Here is a 19,971-nt window from a genome sequence, read left to right as displayed (position 1 = left end):
AGCTACGTAGACGAGAGTTCGGACAAGAACGTCTCAACCACTTTTTCTGCCTTTATCTGCGTCAATCTGTGAACCGGAAAAATGCCGGCCCCACAAACCAGCCCAGTATCAGGGTCAGAGAAGAACTTGCTGCGAAGCTCACTAACATAACGCACTTCTTGCACGCCGTAGGTTGAAGGCGAGTCATCGACTAGTCGATACAAAGCATGTGCCGCCAAATCCGCCAACTGTAAGAGAGGGTCATCATCCTTAGGGACCGCCTTAATTGAAGAGGGGTTAATGCGGCCCTGAAGCCGCTTTGTCGCAGCTTTCTGAGGTGAGCGAACGCACTTTCCAATCAGCGCTTTCAGTTTTTGATAATCAAAATTCCCTTCTTCGAAAATTATGGAAACTGATTTATCTTCAATACCTTTCAACTCTAAGAAGTGAGCTAATCGTTCAAGCAAGTACTGGGCATTCTTGTTGTAGAACGCCTTGTCGCTGTGATTGATCTCCTTAGCGTAGCCTCCCAAAGTTGCCTTGAGAGAAATGACGCCAAACAATTTCACACGCGCCTGTGCGAGCTATTTTGAGAAGCGCACGATTTGGTTGTGGTTCAGCTTACTACAATGGAGACTAGGCTTACCGAACTCCTTCGCAAGCGAAAGAACGAGTTCTGTCAAGTTGTCCTTTTCACTCTCGGGCACCAGTACCCCACCAAGTGTCAAATAGGGTGACGCCCCGCCAGATCCTTTGGTCCTAATTTTCTTGATTCCAGCTTGACCGCTCTCATCGACATAGAATGTATAATTCATTTTGGTACTTTGGATTATTGGTATTGAACCACCTTAACTCCACCATGAATAGAGCTAAAGGGTGATTACTCCAAAACCAGAGCCCGAACTTACTCAAACAAACCCAAACCTCTCGCCAAACGGCATCTCCGTGGGCCGCTCGCCCGTCGCCCTAAATATCGCCTCGGCCAGCGCTGGTGCGGCTGGCGGCACGGGGGGCTCACCAACGCCGGTCACGTAGTCCCGGTTCTCCAGCCCGCGCACGATGATCTCGGGCGTTTGATAGTTCCGCAGCCCTTCGAAATCCCAGAAGTTCTCTTGCTCGGTCCTGCCGTCGGCATAGGTGATCTGGCTATTGATCGCGTGGCCAAGGCCCCAGATCACGCCGCCTGCGACGAGGTTCTCGAAGTTCACCGGGTCCACGACTTTGCCCACTTCGGCAGCGACCCAGACCTTGTCCAGCTTGATACCGTCCTCACCATTCGTGATCTCGATGATCTGTGCACATGGCGTGCCGAAGGACAGGCAGAAGGCCACGCCGCGGGCTTTATTCGCGGCAAGTTCGCCACCCCAGCCGGACATCTCGGCCACGGCTTCCAAGGTCTTGCGCGACGGGTCGTCTGTCATCAGGCGCAAGCGTTCCTCGACCGGGTCGGCACCGGCGGCGTGGATCAGCGTGTTCAGGAAGTTCTCATGGAAGAACCCGTTCTGTGACGCCCCGACCGAGCGCCACGAGCTGACCGGGCCAAGCTTCGGCGCGCGGTATCCCGTCACGCGGTAATTCGGGATCGCATAGGGCTGATCCCACAGGGCCTGCGTGATCGTGGTGTCGGGGCCCGGCACCGGGAAGCCCTGCCGTTCCACCATCTGGCTGTCCATGATCGAAGGCGAGGCGACCTTGATCTCCATCGCCGTGACTTTGCCATCCGCCACAGCCCCGCGTCCGCGCATCAGCGCCAGCGGACGGGTGAAGTCCTGAAGCGTATCTTCCTCGCGCTTATAGGTCAGTTTGACCGGCGTGCCCTTCATGGCCATTGCCAGTTCGGTCGCGCGTTTCACCACCTCGTCTTCAAGACGGTGCCCGAAACTGCCGCCCATCATCAGGATGTGGACATGCACGTCATCCACATCGACGCCCGTCATCTTGGCAACGCTGGATTGTGTCATGCGGGGGATCTGGTTTCCGGTCCAGACGTCAACGCGGTCGTCGGTGACCAGAACGGTGGCGTTCATCGGTTCCAGCGGTGCGTGGGCCAGATAAGGCGCGCGGAATTCGACCTCGACCGTTGTCGCAAGGCCGTCCACGTCTCCGTCATCGCGGGGCGTTGCATCTGCGTCGCCCGCGTCGATTGTGTCGGCCAACACCTGCCAGTGCTCCGATTGCTCGGCAGGGTACGGGGCCGCGCCCCACTCGACTTCAATCGCATCAACGGCCTGAAACGCGCGCCAGGTGTTGTCGGCAATGGCTCCCACGCCACCCGCCACCGGGATCACCTTCTGCACCCCGCGCATGACCTCGGCGTCAGTCGCATCGAACGAGATCACCTCGCCACCCTTCCGGGGGTTCACGCGAACAGCGGCATGGACCATGCCCTCCATCCGCATGTCGATGCCATAGCTCTGCGTGCCGGTTGATTTCGACACCATGTCTACGCGCTGCATGGGCTTGCCCACCAAACGCCACTGGGTCGAAGGGCGCGGGGCCACGTCTGTCACGGGTTCGATCTCGGCCGCTTTCGCTGCCAGCGCTTCGTATGGAATGCGCTTGCCATCGGGCAAAACCACCGCGCCGCGTTCTGTTTTCAATTGCGTGATAGTAAGGTTCGACATCTCTGCCGCTGCCGCCTTTAAGGTCTCACGCGCGACGGCCCCCGCCACACGCAGCTTTTCAAACCCATCTGGCACGGTGGTCGAGCCACCTGTGATCTGCATGCCCATCAGCTTGATGACCGCGCCCATGAAGCCGCGCATGGTTTCGGCCGCCATACCTCGGTCGGTCGAGGGGAAGGGTACGCCCTCATCCGCAATGGCCGTGTTCCAATAGGCCGCCGAGGGCGGGCCGGGATCAACGTTGATCTGGTCCAGCTCGATATCTAGTTCCTCGGCGATTAGGGCCGCCTGAACCGAATAGGCCCCCTGCCCCATGTCTGCACGCGGCGTAATCAGCGTGACCCCATCCGCGTTGATCAGCACATAGGGTGTCAGCGCCGCTTCACCCTGCGCCAGATCGTCGTCCAACGGATTGTCCACGGGTTGTTTGTACATGTAATACCCAAAGGCCACGCCACCCAGAAGGGCCGCCGAGCCGACAAGAAAACTGCGTCGTGCGATTGTTCCGATACGTCCCATGTCTTAGCTCACTTGCAGATTTTTAGCGGCGGATTTCACCGCGTCGCGAATACGGGGATAGGTGCCACAGCGGCACAAGTTTCCGGACATCGCATCGTCAATGTCTTCGTCGGTCGGGTTGGGATTGTTGGACAGCAAATCCGCAGCCTGCATCATCTGTCCGCCTTGGCAATAGCCGCATTGCGCCACTTGATGTTTCAACCAAGCCGCCTGCACCGCGTGCATTTCATCTGGGTTGCCCAGACCCTCAATCGTGGTCACCGGCCCATCCACATCGCCGACCAGAGTTTGGCACGACCGCACGGCCACGCCACCAACATGCACCGTACACGCCCCGCAGGCCGCGACACCGCAGCCGTATTTCGGGCCATCCAGTTTCAACTCGTCCCTCAGAACCCACAAAAGCGGCATGTCCTCTTCGACATCCACATCATGGGCAACACCGTTCACTGTAAGCTTCATCGCGTTGGTCCTTTGACTGGTGGCAACTCACGTAACGTCAACCTGACGCACCTTAATGACCGCCGGTCAGCTATGTAGGCCACAGGAGTTTTCGCGATGCAACCCCCAAAACAGTTCGTAGGTTTTTTGATCAAACTCTGCCAATTGGTTGCAAATTGGATCCAAAAATGCGCAACAATCGCCGCAACTTGCCCGGGCCGAATCCGCCCCTTTGAAAAGGACAGCACATGGACCACTGGAAACACGTTCTGTTGACGCATTGGGGCATCGACGCCCAGCTTCGCCGGTTGGACGGCGAGTATGATTTGAACTTTCTGGCCGAGACCGATACGGGTGACGGATATGTCCTGAAGGCGATGCGACCGGGTTGCGAAGACTGGCTGGTTGACCTGCAAATCAAGGCGATGGATCACATTCAGGACAAGGCCCCCAACGCGTTGATTCCACGCATCATCGCGACTTCGAAGGGCGCGCGTTTTCTGCATCTTGCCGACGAGTCAGGCGCACAGCGTCTGGTCTGGCTGATCGAACGTCTGCCGGGCCAGTGCTATGCCAAAGCCGCGCCCAAAACCGACGCGTTGATCCACCAGATCGGCGAGGCTTTGGGCCAGACCGCCAAGGCGCTTCAGGATTTCCAGCACGACGCGCTTCAGCGGGATTTCAAGTGGGATTTGATGCAAGCCGGATGGATCAGGGACGAGCTGCCCTGCGTCACGCAGCCAGATCGCCGGGCGCTTCTTGAAACCATCCATGCCGAATTCGAGACCGTCAAACACGTTCTCGACAGCCTGCCGAAACAGGCCATTCATAATGACGCCAACGACTATAACATTCTCGTGGACGGAGGGCTTCTTAACCGCTCTCTCTCGGGCCTAATCGACTTCGGCGATATGTGCGCCGCACCCCGGATTTGCGATGTGGCGGTGGCGGCAGCCTATCTTGTGCTAGACCACTCGAATCCCGAAGCTGCATTGGCCGCATTCGTGTCTGGCTATCACGCCGCGTATCCGCTGACCGCCTCCGAGATCGACCTGATTTGGCCCCTGCTACGCACGCGTCTGGCGGTCAGCGTCGTCAACTCGACCCTGATGGCTGCGGACAACCCGGACGACCCCTATGTCACGATCAGCCAAGCCCCTGCATGGCGGTTCCTTGAGACCCACGACCTGCACCCCGGCCTTCTGTCCGCCCGCCTGCGCGCGGCCTGCGGGTTGCCCGTCGTGGATGGGGCCCACAGGGCCATGGCATGGTTGGATCAGGAACGCGGGAATTTCGCGCCGGTGATGGGTGAAGACCTGAGCGATGCGCCCTTGGGATCTTTGTCTGTCGAGCACAGCACATGGCCGCAGAACCCCTTTCACATGCCCTTGTCCGAAGCTGCCCGCGTGGGGGAAGAGTTCGAAGACAACGGGCGCATCTGGCTGGGCTACTATCACGAGCCCCGCCTGATCTATGCTGAACCCGCCTTTCGCAAAGGCCCGTGGAAAGCCAGCGACCGGCGCACCGTGCATTTGGCCGTAGATGCCTTCGCGCCCGCCGGCACGCTGCTTCATGCGCCTTGTGACGGCACCGTCTTTATTGCCGAAAACCGCACCGGACATTTGGACTATGGCGGGGTGATCATCCTGTCGCATGAAACACCCGAGGGCGATGCGTTCTATACCCTCTACGGCCATCTGAATCCCGAGTTCATGGACCGCCTGAAACCCGGCGATGTGATCGAAAAAGGTGCTGCCTTCTGCCAGCTGGGAGATGCCAACCAGAATGGTGGATGGGCCCCGCATGTGCATTTCCAACTGGCCCTCACCACCGACGGGATCGAGGCCGACTGGCCCGGCGTTGGCGACCCGGACGAGATGTACATGTGGCGTGCGATCTGCCCCAACCCGGCAGCGCTTCTGAACCTGCCGGACGACCACGTCTGCTATCAGCCGACCGACAAAGCGCAGGTGCTGGACGACCGCCGCGCGCATTTCGGCGGCAACCTCAGCCTGACCTATTCAGACCCGGTGATGCTGGTACGCGGTTGGAAACATCACCTGTTTGACGAGTGGGGCCGCCCCTATCTGGACGCCTATAATAACGTCCCGCATGTAGGCCACGCACACCCGCGCATTCAGGCCGTGGCAGCGGATCAGCTGAAGCGCATGAACTCGAACACGCGCTATCTGCACCCGGCGCAGACGGCTTTTGCCGATAAAGTTCTGTCCAAACTGCCCGAGCATTTCGAAGTCTGCTTCTTCGTGAACTCAGGCACCGAGGCGAACGAGCTGGCCCTGCGCCTTGCCCGCGCCCATACCGGCGCCAAAGGCATCGTGACACCGGATCACGGCTATCACGGCAACACCAACGCGGCAGTCGCGATCTCGGCCTATAAGTTCAACAAGCCGGGCGGAATTGGCAAAGCCGATTGGGTCGAGCTGGTCGATGTCGCCGATGACTATCGCGGGACGTTCAAACGCGACGATCCCGACCGCGCCCAGAAATACGCCGATCTGGTCGATCCGGCCATCGCGGCACTTACCGAACGCGGACAAGGCGTGGCCGGTTTCATCGCCGAGACCTTCCCCTCGGTCGGTGGCCAGATCATTCCCCCCAAGGGCTATCTGCCTGCGGTCTATGAGAAAATCCGCGCAGTCGGCGGTGTCTGCATCGCGGACGAAGTACAAACCGGGTTGGGCCGCCTAGGAGATTACTATTTCGGGTTCGAACACCAAGGCGCCCTGCCCGACATCGTCGTCATGGGCAAACCCATCGGCAACGGGCACCCCTTGGGCGTGCTGGTCACCACCAAGGAAATCGCCCAGAGTTTCGACAACGGGATCGAGTTCTTCTCGACCTTCGGCGGCTCGACCCTGTCCTGTCGCATCGGGAAAGAGGTCTTGGACATCGTCGATGACGAAGGCCTGCAAGAGAACGCAAAGCAGATGGGTGCACGCCTGATCGACGGGCTGCGCGCGCTTGAAGCCAAATACGACTGCGTCGGCGATGTGCGCGGAATGGGGCTGTTTCTGGGGCTGGAACTGATCCACCTGGATGGCTCGGAAGCAACCGAAATCTGCCAGTTCATCAAGAACCGGATGCGCGATCACCGGATCCTGATCGGCAGCGAAGGTCCGAAAGACAACATCCTGAAAATTCGCCCGCCCCTGACGATCGAGGCCGAGGACGTGGACATGATCCTGAGCGTTCTGGATAAGGTCCTAGCCGAAGCGTCGCAGGGATGAGATACACAATGGGCGGCCAAACTGGTCGCCCTTTTCCACTAGGCCAAAGCTAGCGAAATACGCGCCGCCGAGCGTACCCGGCCAGCTTCTAAACCCAAATTTCGGAAAATTGAGCCCTTTCCACGCATCCTTTGATGCGAAAAGGTGGCGGAGACGAAGTCCGCCGCGAGCACATTGCACAAGATGGCATCAACTGGAAACTAGGAGCATTTTATCTTTGCAATACATGACATTATGTCAATTTAACCTTGCACCTCACTTCAAATCATTGCAATCAATAGAACAATTTTTGGTGGCAAGGATGGTGGCAAGAAATGCCAAAACAGGCCAAAGAGCTGAAAGCGCTCCAAGTAAAGAGACTATCAGAGCCGGGCCGCCACGCGGTCGGTGGCGCCCCCGCCGGACTGAGCCTGAACATTACTGATACCGGGGCCAGATCATGGATATTCCGGGTCACGGTTGGACGCAACCGCAGACATATCGGCCTCGGACCTTATCCAGAGGTATCTCTCGCGGAAGCGCGCGAACGAGCGCTGGAAATGAAACGTGAGATCAGTGCTGGCATTGACCCGGTTGAGGAGCGCCGGGTCGAGCGTGCCGCGCTCGCTGTCGAGCAGAGACAGCGCACCACCTTCGAGGATGCTTTCGAACGCTACTACGAGGAGAAGGTGCAAGGCGAGCTAAAGAACGCCAAGCACATCAAACAATGGCGCTCGACGCTGACCACCTACGCCTTCCCGGTGATCGGCGACAAGGCAGTCGCGTCCATCACGGTCGAGGACATCCTGGCCGTCCTGCGCCCGATCTGGAGCACGAAGAACGAGACCGCCTCGCGCGTGCGCCAGCGCATCGAGGCGGTCCTAGACTGGTCCAAGGTAATGGAGCTGCGTGAGGGCGAGAACCCGGCGCGGTGGAAGGGCAACCTGCAACAGATCCTACCCTCCCCCAACAAGGTGCAGAAAGAGAACAGGTATCCGGCCGTCGCACTGGACGAGATCGCGGATTGGTTCCGCGTGCTTCGGACTAGGGAGGGTATCGCAGCCCGTGCGCTGGAGTTCCTAACACTGACCGCGTCTAGATCAGGCGAAGTGCGAGGCGCGCTTTGGGATGAGATCGACCTGGCCAATGGCATCTGGACAATTCCCGGGGAGAGAATGAAGGCCAGGCGCGAGCATCGTGTGCCCCTTTCCACCGCCGCGGTAGACCTGCTTGCCAACCAGCCGCGCCTGATGGACTGCCCTTATGTCTTCGCCTCCTCAAAGAATGGTCAGATGTCCGACATGACGATCTCAGCCGTTATGCGGCGCATCCAGGCAGCCGAGGAGAAAGAGGGAAGACCGGGCTTTCTTGATACCCGCTCACGCCGACCAGCGGTGCCTCACGGCCTTCGATCAAGCTTTCGGGACTGGGCTGCCGAGCGCACGAACTACCCTCGTGACATGGCGGAGATGGCATTGGCCCACAATGTAGGCAGTGCAGTTGAGCGCGCTTAGCGGCGCCAGAATGCATCCCCTTCATGCCCTTGTGTTTTTTCTAGGACTTCACTCTTCCCACGATCATGCACAACGGCTCGCACTGGAACGTCGAGCCATTCCTCATCAGGGTTTTGCGATGCAAGAAGCCGTATCGCCGTGAGCGAGAACAGAGGAGCGTAGCCATCCAGGGTGACCGAAGAGGGCTTGCGGTCTGGCGCATCCCCAACCTCCTCTGGACGATCCAGCACATCTCGACATTCTCCAGCCACTGATCGCGCTGCCGAACATCCCTCCGTTTCCACCTCATTTGCATGACCTGCCTGGTATGGTTTGTGTCGTTCATTGCACAAACCCTGCACGCATTGTCGCACCTCAGCACTGGCTTCTCCAAAATTGGGAAATTCCCCTGAAAGCCACGACAACAACACGTCAGATCAACTCTTGCTTGATATGAGAGGTGGGATATGATCAACACATCCACTAGGGATTGAATTGATTGGTAATTTTGGAACGAAGCAATGGGAACAATCGACCGGGTTTTGGACGAAGCAAGAAAGAAGCTTTTGGATACCGGAACGCGCAATCGGCTGGTCCACGTCAATCGAAAAAACCAGCGCTCAAATACGCTGAACATCATTAACGAACTCAGCGACGAAATTTTCCGGCAGTTGCATGATGATGGGCGCAGGATGCGCTTCAAGGCCATGGGACGCGACAAGGGCGAGGATGAGGAAGATACACTTTTTGCGCTCGAAGACTTGAGCGCTGAGGACGTTTCTGAAGACCGCCTGACCGACAGTTTACTTGAAACTCCGCTGGGCCCCAAGGCAATGCAGAAACGCCTGTTGCGCCTAGCGACCGACGCGCGTGTCGCCGAGCAGGAGACGGGCCTAAACATTCTGTATCTGGCCATGGGATTCTTGAAATGGCGGGAAGATAAGGCTTCGTCCATCGACCGGGAAGCGCCCTTGATCTTATTGCCGGTCGAGCTGGTTAGAAACGAGCGCACGTCGACGTATGACATTCGATACCGGGGCGATGAAATCTCGACCAACCTACCGCTTGCATCGCGGCTTCGGCAGGATTTTGGCTTAATTCTTCCGGAAGTGCCCGAACGCGAGGACTGGCGACCATCGGACTATTTCGCTTTAGTGGAAAATATAATCGACGAGCAGCCGGACTGGGGCATTGATCGGGACGGCATGCAGCTCGGGTTCTTCTCCTTTGCTAAGTTGCTCATGCATCGCGATCTTGCCGCGGAAAACTGGCCCGATGGCGAGCTGATGGACGGAAATCTGATCGGAGGACTACTGGAGGACGGGTTTGACGAGAGCACGTCGCTTTTTGGGCCAGACGACAAGTTGGACGCTTTGCTTGATCCAGCGGATATTATCCAGGTCGTTGATGCAGATGCCTCTCAAACTAAGGTGATCGAAGAGGTTCGCCATAACAATAGCCTCGTGGTTCAGGGTCCGCCAGGCACAGGGAAATCGCAAACCATCACCAACCTGATCGCAGCAGCGGTGCACGATGGAAAGACGGTGTTGTTCGTTGCCGAGAAGATGGCCGCATTGACAGTTGTGTATGAAAGGTTGGTGAAGACCGGACTTCGTGACATCTGCGTAGAACTGCATTCACGTAGCGCAAACAAGAAAGCACTCTCCCAAGAGCTGGGACGCACTTTGGCTGCCAGCATGGAAGCGACTTCGGCCGCGCATTCTGCCGATACATTGAGAGCCTCAAGAGATAGGCTGAACGGGATCGCCCACGCTTTGCACGAGCCACTAGGCCCCGGGCGTTTTAGCCCCTTCGAAGCGATGTCTCAAATTGCTTGGTTCATCGGTCAACAAGAGCCACCTCCGAGATTGCCACTGAGCGACCTAGGCACATTAACTAAGTCGGATCGGGACAGTTGCTCCGATGCGCTTGAACGCTTTGCCGAAGCGCGAAAGATCGTAGGCGTGCCCGAACAGCATCCGTTTCATGGAGTTTCAGCCGCTAACCTGCAACCCTTGGATCTGGAACGCGCCAAGCCCGAACTGGATAGCGCCAACAACGCAATCGCATCACTTGTTGACGGCCTAGCAGCCAAGGCTGCGGCGTTTCTTGAGCGAGACATTCCAGACTGCTTGTCGGAAATGTCACGCATGGTTAACGCCCTTCGACAAGTGAGCGACGCACCAAAGGGGCTGTCGGACACGGTTGCCGTTCTGCTACCTCAACTCAACGAAGCGCGTTTCGAGGAAGCCTTGCAAGCGGGCTGTGATTGGGCCGAAATGGCGCAGGAAGAAAGCACGCAGTTCACCGATGCAGCCTGGCATATCGACTCATCGACTATGCGCTCTGCTATGCTGCGCGGCGAATCCTCTTTCTTCGCCAGGCTTGGAGGCACATACAGACGCGCCTCGACTGAGCTTTCCAGTGTTCTGAACGCTCCGCTACCGGGTAAGGCTGCAGAACGACGAGCTTTGGTCGATCGCGTGGCAGCGGTTCAGAAACTACGCCGCGCACTCTCGGACGAAGAGGGCTATCTGAAGGACAGGCTTGGAGAGCACTGGCGCGGTGAGCGCACAGACTTCTCCATGCTACGAATGCATTTCGCTTGGTTGAGGCAATCGATTGCAGAGATTGACCTGACCTCGGTCGAGGCCTGGAAGGCGGCACTGAGTAGAGACGGTCATCCACTCGATTTGGCGGCGCAGCTCGAGACTGGGATCAGCGCCGCGGAAATCGCAGCAAAGGCAGTCGTCGACCGGTTCGATCTTGAGCTGGATATCTTTGACGCCGGGCCAGGCCTCGTAGAGGTTCCGCTTGACGCATTCGCAGAAAAGTCACGCACCATGAGTGCTGGATTGCAACGCTATCCGGAATGGTCGGAGTTGGTGCATCAAAGAAGGCGCGCAATCGAAGCGGGTGGGACAACCGTGGTCGAAGCGGTTCTGTCCGGTGAGCTCGACCCTACTCGTGCCGTCACGGAATTTAGATACGCCTGCGCGGAAGCCGCCTGGAACGAGGCGCGGAAGATGCGACGTGAACTGGATGAGCTGGCCCATGTCGACAGGCACGAACTGGTGACAACGTTTCGGGCACTCGACAAAAGCCGGTTTGATGAGATGCGCGATCAAGTTCTCTCGCGCCACTACGCGCAGATGCCCAAGGGCAGCATGGGCGAGATGGCCACCATTCGTGGCGAAATCGCCCGCAAGAGAGGCCATAAGCCAATAAGGTGGTTGATGAAGAATGCCGGTGGTATGGTGCAGCGCATCAAGCCGGTGTTTCTGATGAGCCCCTTGTCAGTCGCTCAGTTCTTGCCGCCTGGTGCAGTCAAGTTCGACCTGCTCGTGATTGACGAGGCCAGCCAGATCAAGCCTGAAGATGCCTTTGGTGTGGTGGCACGCGCCAAGCAAATCGTGGTCGTTGGGGATCAGAAGCAGCTTCCACCAACATCGTTCTTCGATCGACTGGCAAACAGCCCCGATGAAGAGGACGAAGAAGATGCACCGATTGCAGCCTCGGCTGCCGACATGGAGAGCATCCTTACACTTTGCGAGGCCCGGGGGTTGAGATCGCGGATGCTGGAATGGCACTATCGGTCACGCGATCCCAGCCTGATCCGTGTATCAAATGCGGAATTCTACGAAAGCAATCTGGTGCTACCTCCCTCACCTCTGGAGTTGGATGAAGACTACGGGTTGCAGTTTACCTATGTGCCAGGCGCATATAGCAGCGCATCCAAGGGTCATGGACGAGCCGGAACGAACAAAATCGAAGCGCAAGCTGTAGTGAACGCGGCAGCTGAACACGCTAGGAAATGGCCGACCTTATCGCTTGGTATCGTGACCTTTTCCAAGCGCCAGGCCGACATGATTACGGAAATTCTGGAACACGCGCGCCGCTCGGACAATGTGCTCGACGCATTCTTGCGCGAAGGCCAGGCCGAGGATGTTTTTGTCAAGAACATCGAGAACGTGCAAGGCGACGAACGTGACGTGATCCTGATTTCCGTCGGCTATGGACCTCACGAGCCGAACGGGCGTTTGGCGAGCATGAACTTTGGTCCGGTCAACGGCGATGGCGGTGAGCGTCGACTTAACGTGCTTTTTAGCCGGGCTAGGGTGCGCTGCGAAGTTTTTGCATCGTTTCAACCGGGAGACATCGACACCAATCGGACGACCAAGGAAGGACCGCGGGTGCTGAAGCGCTTCCTTGAATACGCGAAAAGTGGCCAGATGGAACAGCCCGAGGTAACCGGACTCGGGGCCGATAGCCCGTTCGAGGAGGACGTGGCTAGCGTTATCACCCGTTTGGGATACTCCTGTGACCTGCAGGTTGGAAGTGCTGGTTTCCGGATCGACATGGCAGTGCGAAACCCGGATCGCCCTGGACAATACCTTTTGGCAGTTGAATGCGATGGGGCCACTTATCACTCTGCCCTTTGGGCTCGAGAAAGGGATAGATTGCGACAAGATGTGCTCGAAGGACTCGGCTGGACCTTTCACAGAATTTGGAGCACGGACTGGTTCCATCGGCGAGAGCAGGAAATTGCACGGCTGGAGTCGGCCCTAGTTAGTGCTCGTGAGCGAGCTGCGATATCTGTTCCGATCAAAGGTTCGAACACCGAGCGGCCCGTCGCCGAAGAGAAACCCGATGTTACCCTTCCCGAGATCCAGCTGGATGCTTTGGAAATCAAAGTGCCTCTATACGAAAGGGCCGAGCTTTCAGTTACAACTACACTGGAGCCGCATGAGGTGAAGTCGCAGCAAATGGCGCAATTGGTTCGCCGCGTCGTCGAAGTAGAAGGTCCTGTGCACCTAGAGGAGGTCGCAAGGCGCGTCGCGAATGCATTTGGCAAGCAGCGCGTAGGCAATCGTATTCTAGAAGCTGTCCGCGAGGCTCTTCAATACTCAAGAAAAAACGGCGAACCGTCACTTACAATCGAAGACGACTTCTGGATGACGAACGACCAGAAAGCAGATCCTGCAGTCCGCGACCGTGCGGCTGAGTCGGGCACCTTGATCAAGGCCAAGGCTCTTCCTCCTGTCGAAATTCTAGCAGCCGGGAGGTTGGTGGCGGCGGAGTGTGGGCAGCTCGAACTTGACGAACAGGTCAAGGCCGTGTGTCGGGTGTTTGGGTATCAAAGGGTCGGGCCAGACCTTCGCTCGAAGGTCGAAGACGTCCTGCGATCTGTGGTTTGACCTGAGTAAGACTTTAGCTCGGACCACTCGGACCACTCGGACCACTCGGACCACTCGGACCACTCGGACCACTCGGACCACTCGGACCACTCGGACCACTCGGACCACTCGGACCACTCGGACCACTCGGACCAGTGCAAATCCGGGTGGGCACCCATGTCAACAGCGGTCTATCCGGTCCGAGCGGTCCAAGTCATATCAGGTGCGCAACCAAAAAAGCTGCGCATCTGCCCCCGGCATCTCCGTCAGTTGGGGACAACACCAACGAGTGCGGAAGCACGAACCGCGTAGACGTTCGGCCTTCCCGGAACCGCGCGACCCAGCTTGAACTGTAACCCATCGCCCTTCTGGGTCTTGAGATGACCAGCGGCTTTGTGGATGCGCGCGATTTCGACCGCATCGTCGCTCTGATGTATCCGACGCCAGCACTCAGGAGTGATGTAGAACCAGCCCTCATCCCGCCAGCCGTCAATAGGATCACCGTTTCCAGTGTCGACCACCGCAAAGCGCTCGAGGTTCTTCAATACATAGGATTGGGTCCGCTCAACCGCCACGTTGATCTCAGCACGGGTGGCCCCATCGCGTGCATCGAGCCAGCTCCGGAACAGCTCGAACGCAGCCGACTGCGCCGCGCCGCGAGGCCAGCCGGTGAGCCCAAATCTCGTCGCCGTCTCACCAGCGACCGCAGCAAGAGCGAAACGAACCATTACGCGCTGGACCTGGCCATCGGGCGGAAGATCTACGTTCTGATTCCACATGCGACAGTAGCCACTCACAACGCTGCTGAAGCCTTCCAGCTTGTCCGGGTTCTTCATGAGCCTCTCGACAAATGCCGGTCCGGCCACGCCGTAGTTCTCCTGCCCGGCCTGCTTGATCCGCTCAGCGAACGCCCGGCCATCAGATTCCCCATGCAGACAGTCGAAGGCTCCATGAAGGCGGACATCAGCGGCAAGGTCGATCAGCCGGATGTCCTGCCCGGCATACATGGTGCGGCCGCCGCTCGCCATGTGTTCCTCCAGGGAGAGTTCACCGCTGGACAGCACAGGAACCGTCCAGCGCAGCGTGCGCTGGGTTCTACCGTTCGAGCTCGAACGCATCTTCCCGCGGCCATTCGCCAGCATGTAGACGATCTCCCCGGCTACGCTCGGGTCTACCTGGTGGAGCTCGTCGAGCACCAGCAGGCTGTCGTTGCAAGCTGCAGCGATCCCTTCGATTCCGTTGTCCGTCCCGCGCCAGCTCTGCATGTAGGAGGGCGCTCCCCAGACCGAGGCCGCAACACCCAACAGAGTGGACTTGCCACGCGACGAGACGCCGCGCAGATGAAACCCTCCGCCATCGCGTCCCAGGACCGACAGGAGCGGCCCGGTGAACGCATGTGACAGAGCGAGGATCATCAGAGGGTTGCCGACGCAGGGCTCTGCCACAGCCTTACGCCAGCTCTCCATGCTACCCCTTGTATGCATCGCGGCGGCGACATCATCCGAGACCGCATCAGTTACCACCAGCCCCTCGCCGAGCACACGACCATCTCCCAGTGTGAAGGCGCTGAAGCTCTTGTCGGCCCATCCAAGCCGATCCGAGCGCAGATACCGCGCCTGTGGCCTCCAGGTCGCGACCAGTTCCGCCACTCTCTGCGCTGCCTTCTCAATCGGCGCCAGCTCCAACCCACGATCGAACAAGGGATTCAGTGCTGCGGCGGTTTTCTTCGAGACGTCCCGAGCCTCAAGGATCACCTCATTCCAATTCCCATCCGGATCCTCAACCGCCACGACACGCCCCCAGCCGCCGCCTTTTGGCCAGCGGCACATTCCTTTCACGATCAGAGGCGAGCAGATCCGCACCGACACAAGGTCGTCGTCCTCGCCTAGCCGCAGCTGGTAGATGCCGTCGGCATTCAACGAATAGTCACTGGGCATGCCGTCAGGAATCGGCTCCATAATTGCGCGCGGCGCAGCACTTGCTAACGAACTGGCATTCACGGGAAAGGACACGACGTTTTTGATGTCGGAGCCGGGACGGGTGGTGATGGTCTGATCAGTCATTTCAGTCTCATTTGTAAGCATAGGAATAGCGACCGGAGCGAAGAGTTCCGCACCGCCGAGGGGCATTGCGCTCCCCCGAAGCAGGAACGCTGAATCAATTTGAATACGGGGAAGCAGTCAGCCTGCCATCAAGGCGTCCGGCTGAAACTCGAGGAAGGCGACAAGACCACAGGCGAGCTGGCCTTCCCACTCTTCGATATCTGCAAGACGCCACCGTGTAGTTGTCCCGCCCAATTTGACCGGGGCCGGGAAGTCCCCCTTGCGCTTCCAACGCCAAATCGAGTCCTTGGATACGCCGAAACGATGCGCAACCTGGTCAACAGAAAGGTAGAGGGTATTTGCGGGGGCAGTCACTGTCGATGATCTCCTATTTAGACATACGAATAGAGCCTGCCGCAGAGAGTTCTTCTCGTCCGGCAGAGCTATTCAGGTGCACGTTGATGTGTAGTTGGCTTATAGCATAAATTTTGGCGAATTTCCTGAGAATTCGAGAGAATTCTGAGCGAATTCGGTGTTTTCCATAGTTCGTGATCGGATGACGCCCGACCTCGCAACCGAGACGAACGATCGTCGGAAGAGCTGAAAAGCCCAGCATAATGAGAACCACCTTAATCTAGTGATCTCCGAAACAGCATTTCGTCGCTTTTCGTTGCATTCAATAGAATTGATCTATGGTGGTAAGGATGGTGGAAAGAAATCACCACGCCACTCATCATCATTTAAAATCAATAGCTTAAATGAGCTGGTGGCGGAGACGAAGTCCGTAAAACTAATGCCTTAAACATATGAAATATTGCAACTAAAAATAACAGATTGAAATTCATACCACAAAAAGTACCACCTCGGCTTCTCAAAACTGCTCCAAGTGGTTAGCACTCACTTACAACGCTACAGCCCGCCCAAGCCCTCATCAAAGGTCGCAACCAACTTTAGCAGCCTTGCCCTGATCCGCTCGACAATGCTCTTGCGCTCCAAAATCTTTGGCTTCACTTCCAGCGCGCTCACAATTTCCCCTTGCAGAGGCTTCTTACCCGAAAAGTGATATTTCTCGATCATCCCCTTAAACGCCTCAGGATCAAGTTTTTCCGTCACACAAATCTCAGCAATGGCTTTCGACTTTTCCTTGTCCCAAAAGCCGCTAAAAGCGTCGGTGACGGATTGACCCGGCGCCATTGCGCCCATGTGCTCTTCGATGAATTTCTCGATCAATTCACGCTTGCTGCGCAAATGCCGCTCCGACCCCAGCAAATCCTGAACCATTTTCTTCTTGGCCTGCGACGCGTCTCGAATTTTCGGATCGAGGCTGCCTTGATCCTCATAGGCCTCTGCCAATAGCGCCAAGATATAAGCGACGTTGATTTCGTCCCGCTGGATCAATTCAAGCTCGAAATCCACTTCGTCGATGATGGATGCTGCGTCGTCTGCTTTGTCGGCTTTGGTTTTATCATGAATGTCCAGATACTTGCTCTTGTAGTCCTCAAACTCTTGAAGGCCTAAGGCGAGATCAGCGGGGTCAAATTCCGTAAAGCTGGTTAGCACATTTCGCAGTCGGATCAGGTCACGGAATGCTTGCACAAAAGCAAGTTGATCCTCCTCAGACTTCAAATCGTTTACGCTATCTGGATCTGCCGCGATATCTCTCAACACATCTACAGCCGCATTGAACTGGCCGACGTGCTCACCATAGGGGGCCATTAATATGGTTTCGATTGCGTCCTTGTTAGAGAACAGCGTGATTGCTTCGTCTGTCTTGGGCTTGAGATTTCGGAAACAGACGATGTTACCCTGCGATTTCACCTGCCCCAAAATCCGATTGGTCCGCGAGAACGCTTGGATCAACCCGTGGTATTTCAGGTTCTTATCCACGTAGAGCGTGTTCAGCTTCTTGGCGTCAAATCCAGTCAGGAACATGTTGACCACCAGCAAGATGTCCAACCGATCCTTGTCCAACGCATCTTTGCGGTCACGGTCTTTCAGGCGTTTGCTTAGGTGATTGTAGTAGGTGTAGAACCCCGCACTGTCCTTTACCGTTTCCTTGGTTTGATACATCGCGTTGTAGTCCGCGACGAAAGACTCCAAGCGGTCGCGTTTGTGAACATCGACAGGCAGATCAGCCACGTTCAAATCAGGGTCGCCAATCAACCCGTCCGCATCGGGGTCTGCTTCGTTCGGGCCATAGGTAAAGATCGTGGCAACCCGCAGGTGGTGCTCGCCTGCGTCTTTCTTGCGTTTAAATGTTTCATAGTATGCGATCAACGCATCCACGGAACTCACACACAACATCGCGCTGAATTGCTTGTTGTGCGTTTTGCGGTCGTGGTTCTGGATGATCCAGTCAACCACACCTTCGATCCGGTCGGGGCTGTCATAGAACTCGCGCACGTTGATAGCTGGGACCTCTTCGTCGATCAGGCTCCCATCCTTGCGCTTCAACTTTCCCCAATACTCGACCGAAAACCGCAGCACGTTTTCATCTGCAATCGCATCGGTGATGACGTACTTGTGTAGGCTTTCGGCAAACAAATCTTTGGTCGTACGCTTACCCACCGCGTTGTCCGCAAAGATCGGCGTGCCCGTAAACCCGAACATCTGCGCCTTGCTGAAAGACTCAACGATCCGCTTGTGCGTTTCACCGAACTGAGAGCGGTGGCATTCGTCAAAGATGAACACCACACGCTGATCCTTCACGTCGCCCAGCGCGCTATCATAGCGATCCCGACTGATCGCCGTGTTCAGCTTTTGGATCGTCGTTACGATTAGCTTAGTTTCACCGCCCAGCTGCCCCACCAACGCCTTGGTATTGTCGGTGCCATCCACAGATCCATCCGAGAAGTGATTGAACTCTTTGGTCGTCTGGTAATCCAGATCGGCGCGATCCACGACAAACACGACCTTATCCACCTTGGGGTTCTCGATCAGCACTTGCGCGGCCTTGAAACTGGTCAGCGTCTTGCCCGACCCCGTCGTGTGCCAGATATAACCGTTCTTGCGCCCTGCCTTCACCCGCGCGTCAATCGCCTCGACCGCGTAGTATTGATATGGGCGCAGCACCATCAAGATTTTATCGCTTTCGTGCAGCACGATGTATTTGCTGATCATCTTGCTGACGTGACATTTTTCGAGGAATGCATCTGCAAAGGCATCCAGCTGTGTGACCAGCTCGTTGTCCTCCTCCGCCCAGAAAAACGTCTGTTTGAAATCCTGATTGCGGTTGTTGGCGTAGTATTTGGTGTTCACCCCATTACTGATCACAAACAACTGCACGTATTGGAACAAACCACTTTCGGCCCAATAGCTGTGGCGCTGATAGCGGTTGATCTGGTTGAACGCTTCTTTAAGCTCCATCCCGCGCCGTTTCAGCTCGATCTGAACCAAGGGCAAGCCGTTGACCAACAGCGTCACGTCAAACCGTGTTTTGTGATGCCCCGTCACGGTGACCTGCGTCGTGACCTGATATTCGTTCTGGCACCATTCCTGCGTGTTCATAAACCGCAGATAAAGCGGCGTGCCGTCATCACGGGTCAGCTGCATCCGCCCGCGCAATGTCTTGGCCTTGTCAAACACATTGCCCTTGTCGAGATGGTTGATCACCTTGGCAAATTCACTATCCGAGAGCGTCACGCCATTGTGTTTGCCCAGCTGCACCCGCAGATTTTCCCGCATCGCCGCCATATCCGGGAGCGTCACTGGCGCATAGCCGAGCCCGATCAGACGTTTGACAAGCCCGTCTTCCAATTGCGCTTCGGATTGATACCTCATGCGTCCTCACCCTCTTCAATCATGTCGCGATAGTCATCGAGCTGAATTTGGTACTCTTCGAGGTAGGTCTGGAACAAAGCCTCGCTGTAAAGCATCTTTCCCGGCAAAGGGTGCAGTTCATCAAGATAATCGTTGAAGTCTGGATTTTGGTCGTACTCAATATCAATCTCCAAACTTGGCTCAGGTTGTATATCTTCTTCCGAAGCATCAAGCTTCATCGCAAAAAAGCTCGACAGCATGTAGCTCAGCAAACTTCCTGACACTTCGTTACATGAAACCGCGAGGTTCTGGTGAGACTGAAGTCGTTTTGGCACTGCACGTCCATGGCTTATGTCACCACGAGCATTTCGCAAGAACGAAATTCCATCGGCCATTGCAGACGCTTTTCTCACGAAATCATCTTCGTAGATATCGTTATTCTGTTTCAGGCATTCGCAGGCACGCTTAACTAACTTGTTTGTCTTACCTTCATTTCTTGCATCTAGCTCTTCGCTGGTCGCATGGTTATCAAGAGCCAAGATGATTGACTTGGAGATGCCCTGAAACAACGCATTGCAGCAATCAATCGCCGTGTCTGGGCGCGAAGCCTCAAAACGTTCAGCTTTCTCGATAATTGGGATGTAGTATTCAAAAGCAGGAAATGCGGCTTTGTTTTCTTCAATAATTGATTTCAATCTTTGCATCGTAAA

General features: G+C 56.6%; 10 protein-coding genes and 1 pseudogene. 3 read left to right on the top strand and 8 right to left on the bottom strand.

All coding sequences use genetic code 11. From position 1 onward, the window contains the following. Window positions 1-2 precede the first annotated feature (2 nt). From MWU53_RS00780 to MWU53_RS00770, 3 genes and pseudogenes are all read right to left on the bottom strand, one after another. A pseudogene (locus MWU53_RS00780) lies at window positions 3-794 on the bottom strand (DUF3800 domain-containing protein). 93 nt (window positions 795-887) lie between these two features. After that, window positions 888-3,122 carry a molybdopterin cofactor-binding domain-containing protein gene (locus tag MWU53_RS00775; protein WP_247089324.1) on the bottom strand — a complete coding sequence of 745 codons (2,235 nt, stop codon included), beginning with the start codon at window positions 3,120-3,122 and terminating at the stop codon, window positions 888-890. 3 nt (window positions 3,123-3,125) lie between these two features. Next, a complete protein-coding gene (locus tag MWU53_RS00770) occupies window positions 3,126-3,584 on the bottom strand; it encodes a (2Fe-2S)-binding protein (protein WP_247089322.1) in 459 nt (152 codons plus the stop codon). Between the two features lie 227 nt (window positions 3,585-3,811). Here MWU53_RS00770 and MWU53_RS00765 point away from each other — a divergent pair, with 227 nt between their 5' ends. The 3 genes from MWU53_RS00765 to MWU53_RS00750 all read left to right on the top strand — a co-directional run bounded on the left by MWU53_RS00765 (window position 3,812) and on the right by MWU53_RS00750 (window position 13,481). Next, window positions 3,812-6,811, top strand: a complete 3,000-nt coding sequence (locus MWU53_RS00765) for an aminotransferase class III-fold pyridoxal phosphate-dependent enzyme (RefSeq protein WP_247089320.1) — start codon at window positions 3,812-3,814, stop codon at window positions 6,809-6,811. 314 nt (window positions 6,812-7,125) lie between these two features. After that, on the top strand, window positions 7,126-8,304 hold the full coding sequence (locus tag MWU53_RS00755; protein ID WP_281501238.1) for a site-specific integrase: 1,179 nt from the start codon (window positions 7,126-7,128) through the stop codon (window positions 8,302-8,304). A gap of 500 nt (window positions 8,305-8,804) precedes the next feature. Further along, window positions 8,805-13,481: a DUF3320 domain-containing protein gene (locus tag MWU53_RS00750; protein WP_247089318.1), complete on the top strand. Its 4,677-nt coding sequence runs from the start codon at window positions 8,805-8,807 to the stop codon at window positions 13,479-13,481. Here the strand turns inward: MWU53_RS00750 and MWU53_RS00745 are convergent. From MWU53_RS00745 to MWU53_RS00725, 5 genes are all read right to left on the bottom strand, one after another. Continuing rightward, on the bottom strand, window positions 13,421-13,639 hold the full coding sequence (locus tag MWU53_RS00745) for a hypothetical protein (RefSeq protein ID WP_247089316.1): 219 nt from the start codon (window positions 13,637-13,639) through the stop codon (window positions 13,421-13,423). The two genes, MWU53_RS00750 and MWU53_RS00745, sit on opposite strands and share 61 nt — an antisense overlap. An 87-nt stretch (window positions 13,640-13,726) precedes the next feature. Further along, window positions 13,727-15,523: a DUF927 domain-containing protein gene (locus MWU53_RS00740; RefSeq protein ID WP_247089314.1), complete on the bottom strand. Its 1,797-nt coding sequence runs from the start codon at window positions 15,521-15,523 to the stop codon at window positions 13,727-13,729. Between the two features lie 117 nt (window positions 15,524-15,640). Continuing rightward, complete coding sequence (locus MWU53_RS00735) at window positions 15,641-15,877, bottom strand: AlpA family phage regulatory protein (RefSeq protein WP_247089312.1); 237 nt, start codon at window positions 15,875-15,877, stop codon at window positions 15,641-15,643. Between the two features lie 534 nt (window positions 15,878-16,411). Next, entirely contained in the window at window positions 16,412-19,282 is a 2,871-nt protein-coding gene (locus tag MWU53_RS00730; RefSeq protein ID WP_247089311.1) for a type I restriction endonuclease subunit R, read from the bottom strand. Then, window positions 19,279-19,965: an abortive infection family protein gene (locus MWU53_RS00725; RefSeq protein ID WP_247089309.1), complete on the bottom strand. Its 687-nt coding sequence runs from the start codon at window positions 19,963-19,965 to the stop codon at window positions 19,279-19,281. The genes MWU53_RS00730 and MWU53_RS00725 overlap by 4 nt, the downstream gene beginning before the upstream one ends. Between the last annotated feature and the right edge of the window lie 6 nt (window positions 19,966-19,971).

The sequence above is a fragment of the Aliiroseovarius sp. S1123 genome, assembly GCF_023015885.1.
Classification (GTDB): domain Bacteria; phylum Pseudomonadota; class Alphaproteobacteria; order Rhodobacterales; family Rhodobacteraceae; genus Aliiroseovarius.
The sequence above is the reverse complement of the archived record's forward strand: the minus strand, read 5'-3'. Positions and strand labels throughout refer to the sequence as shown.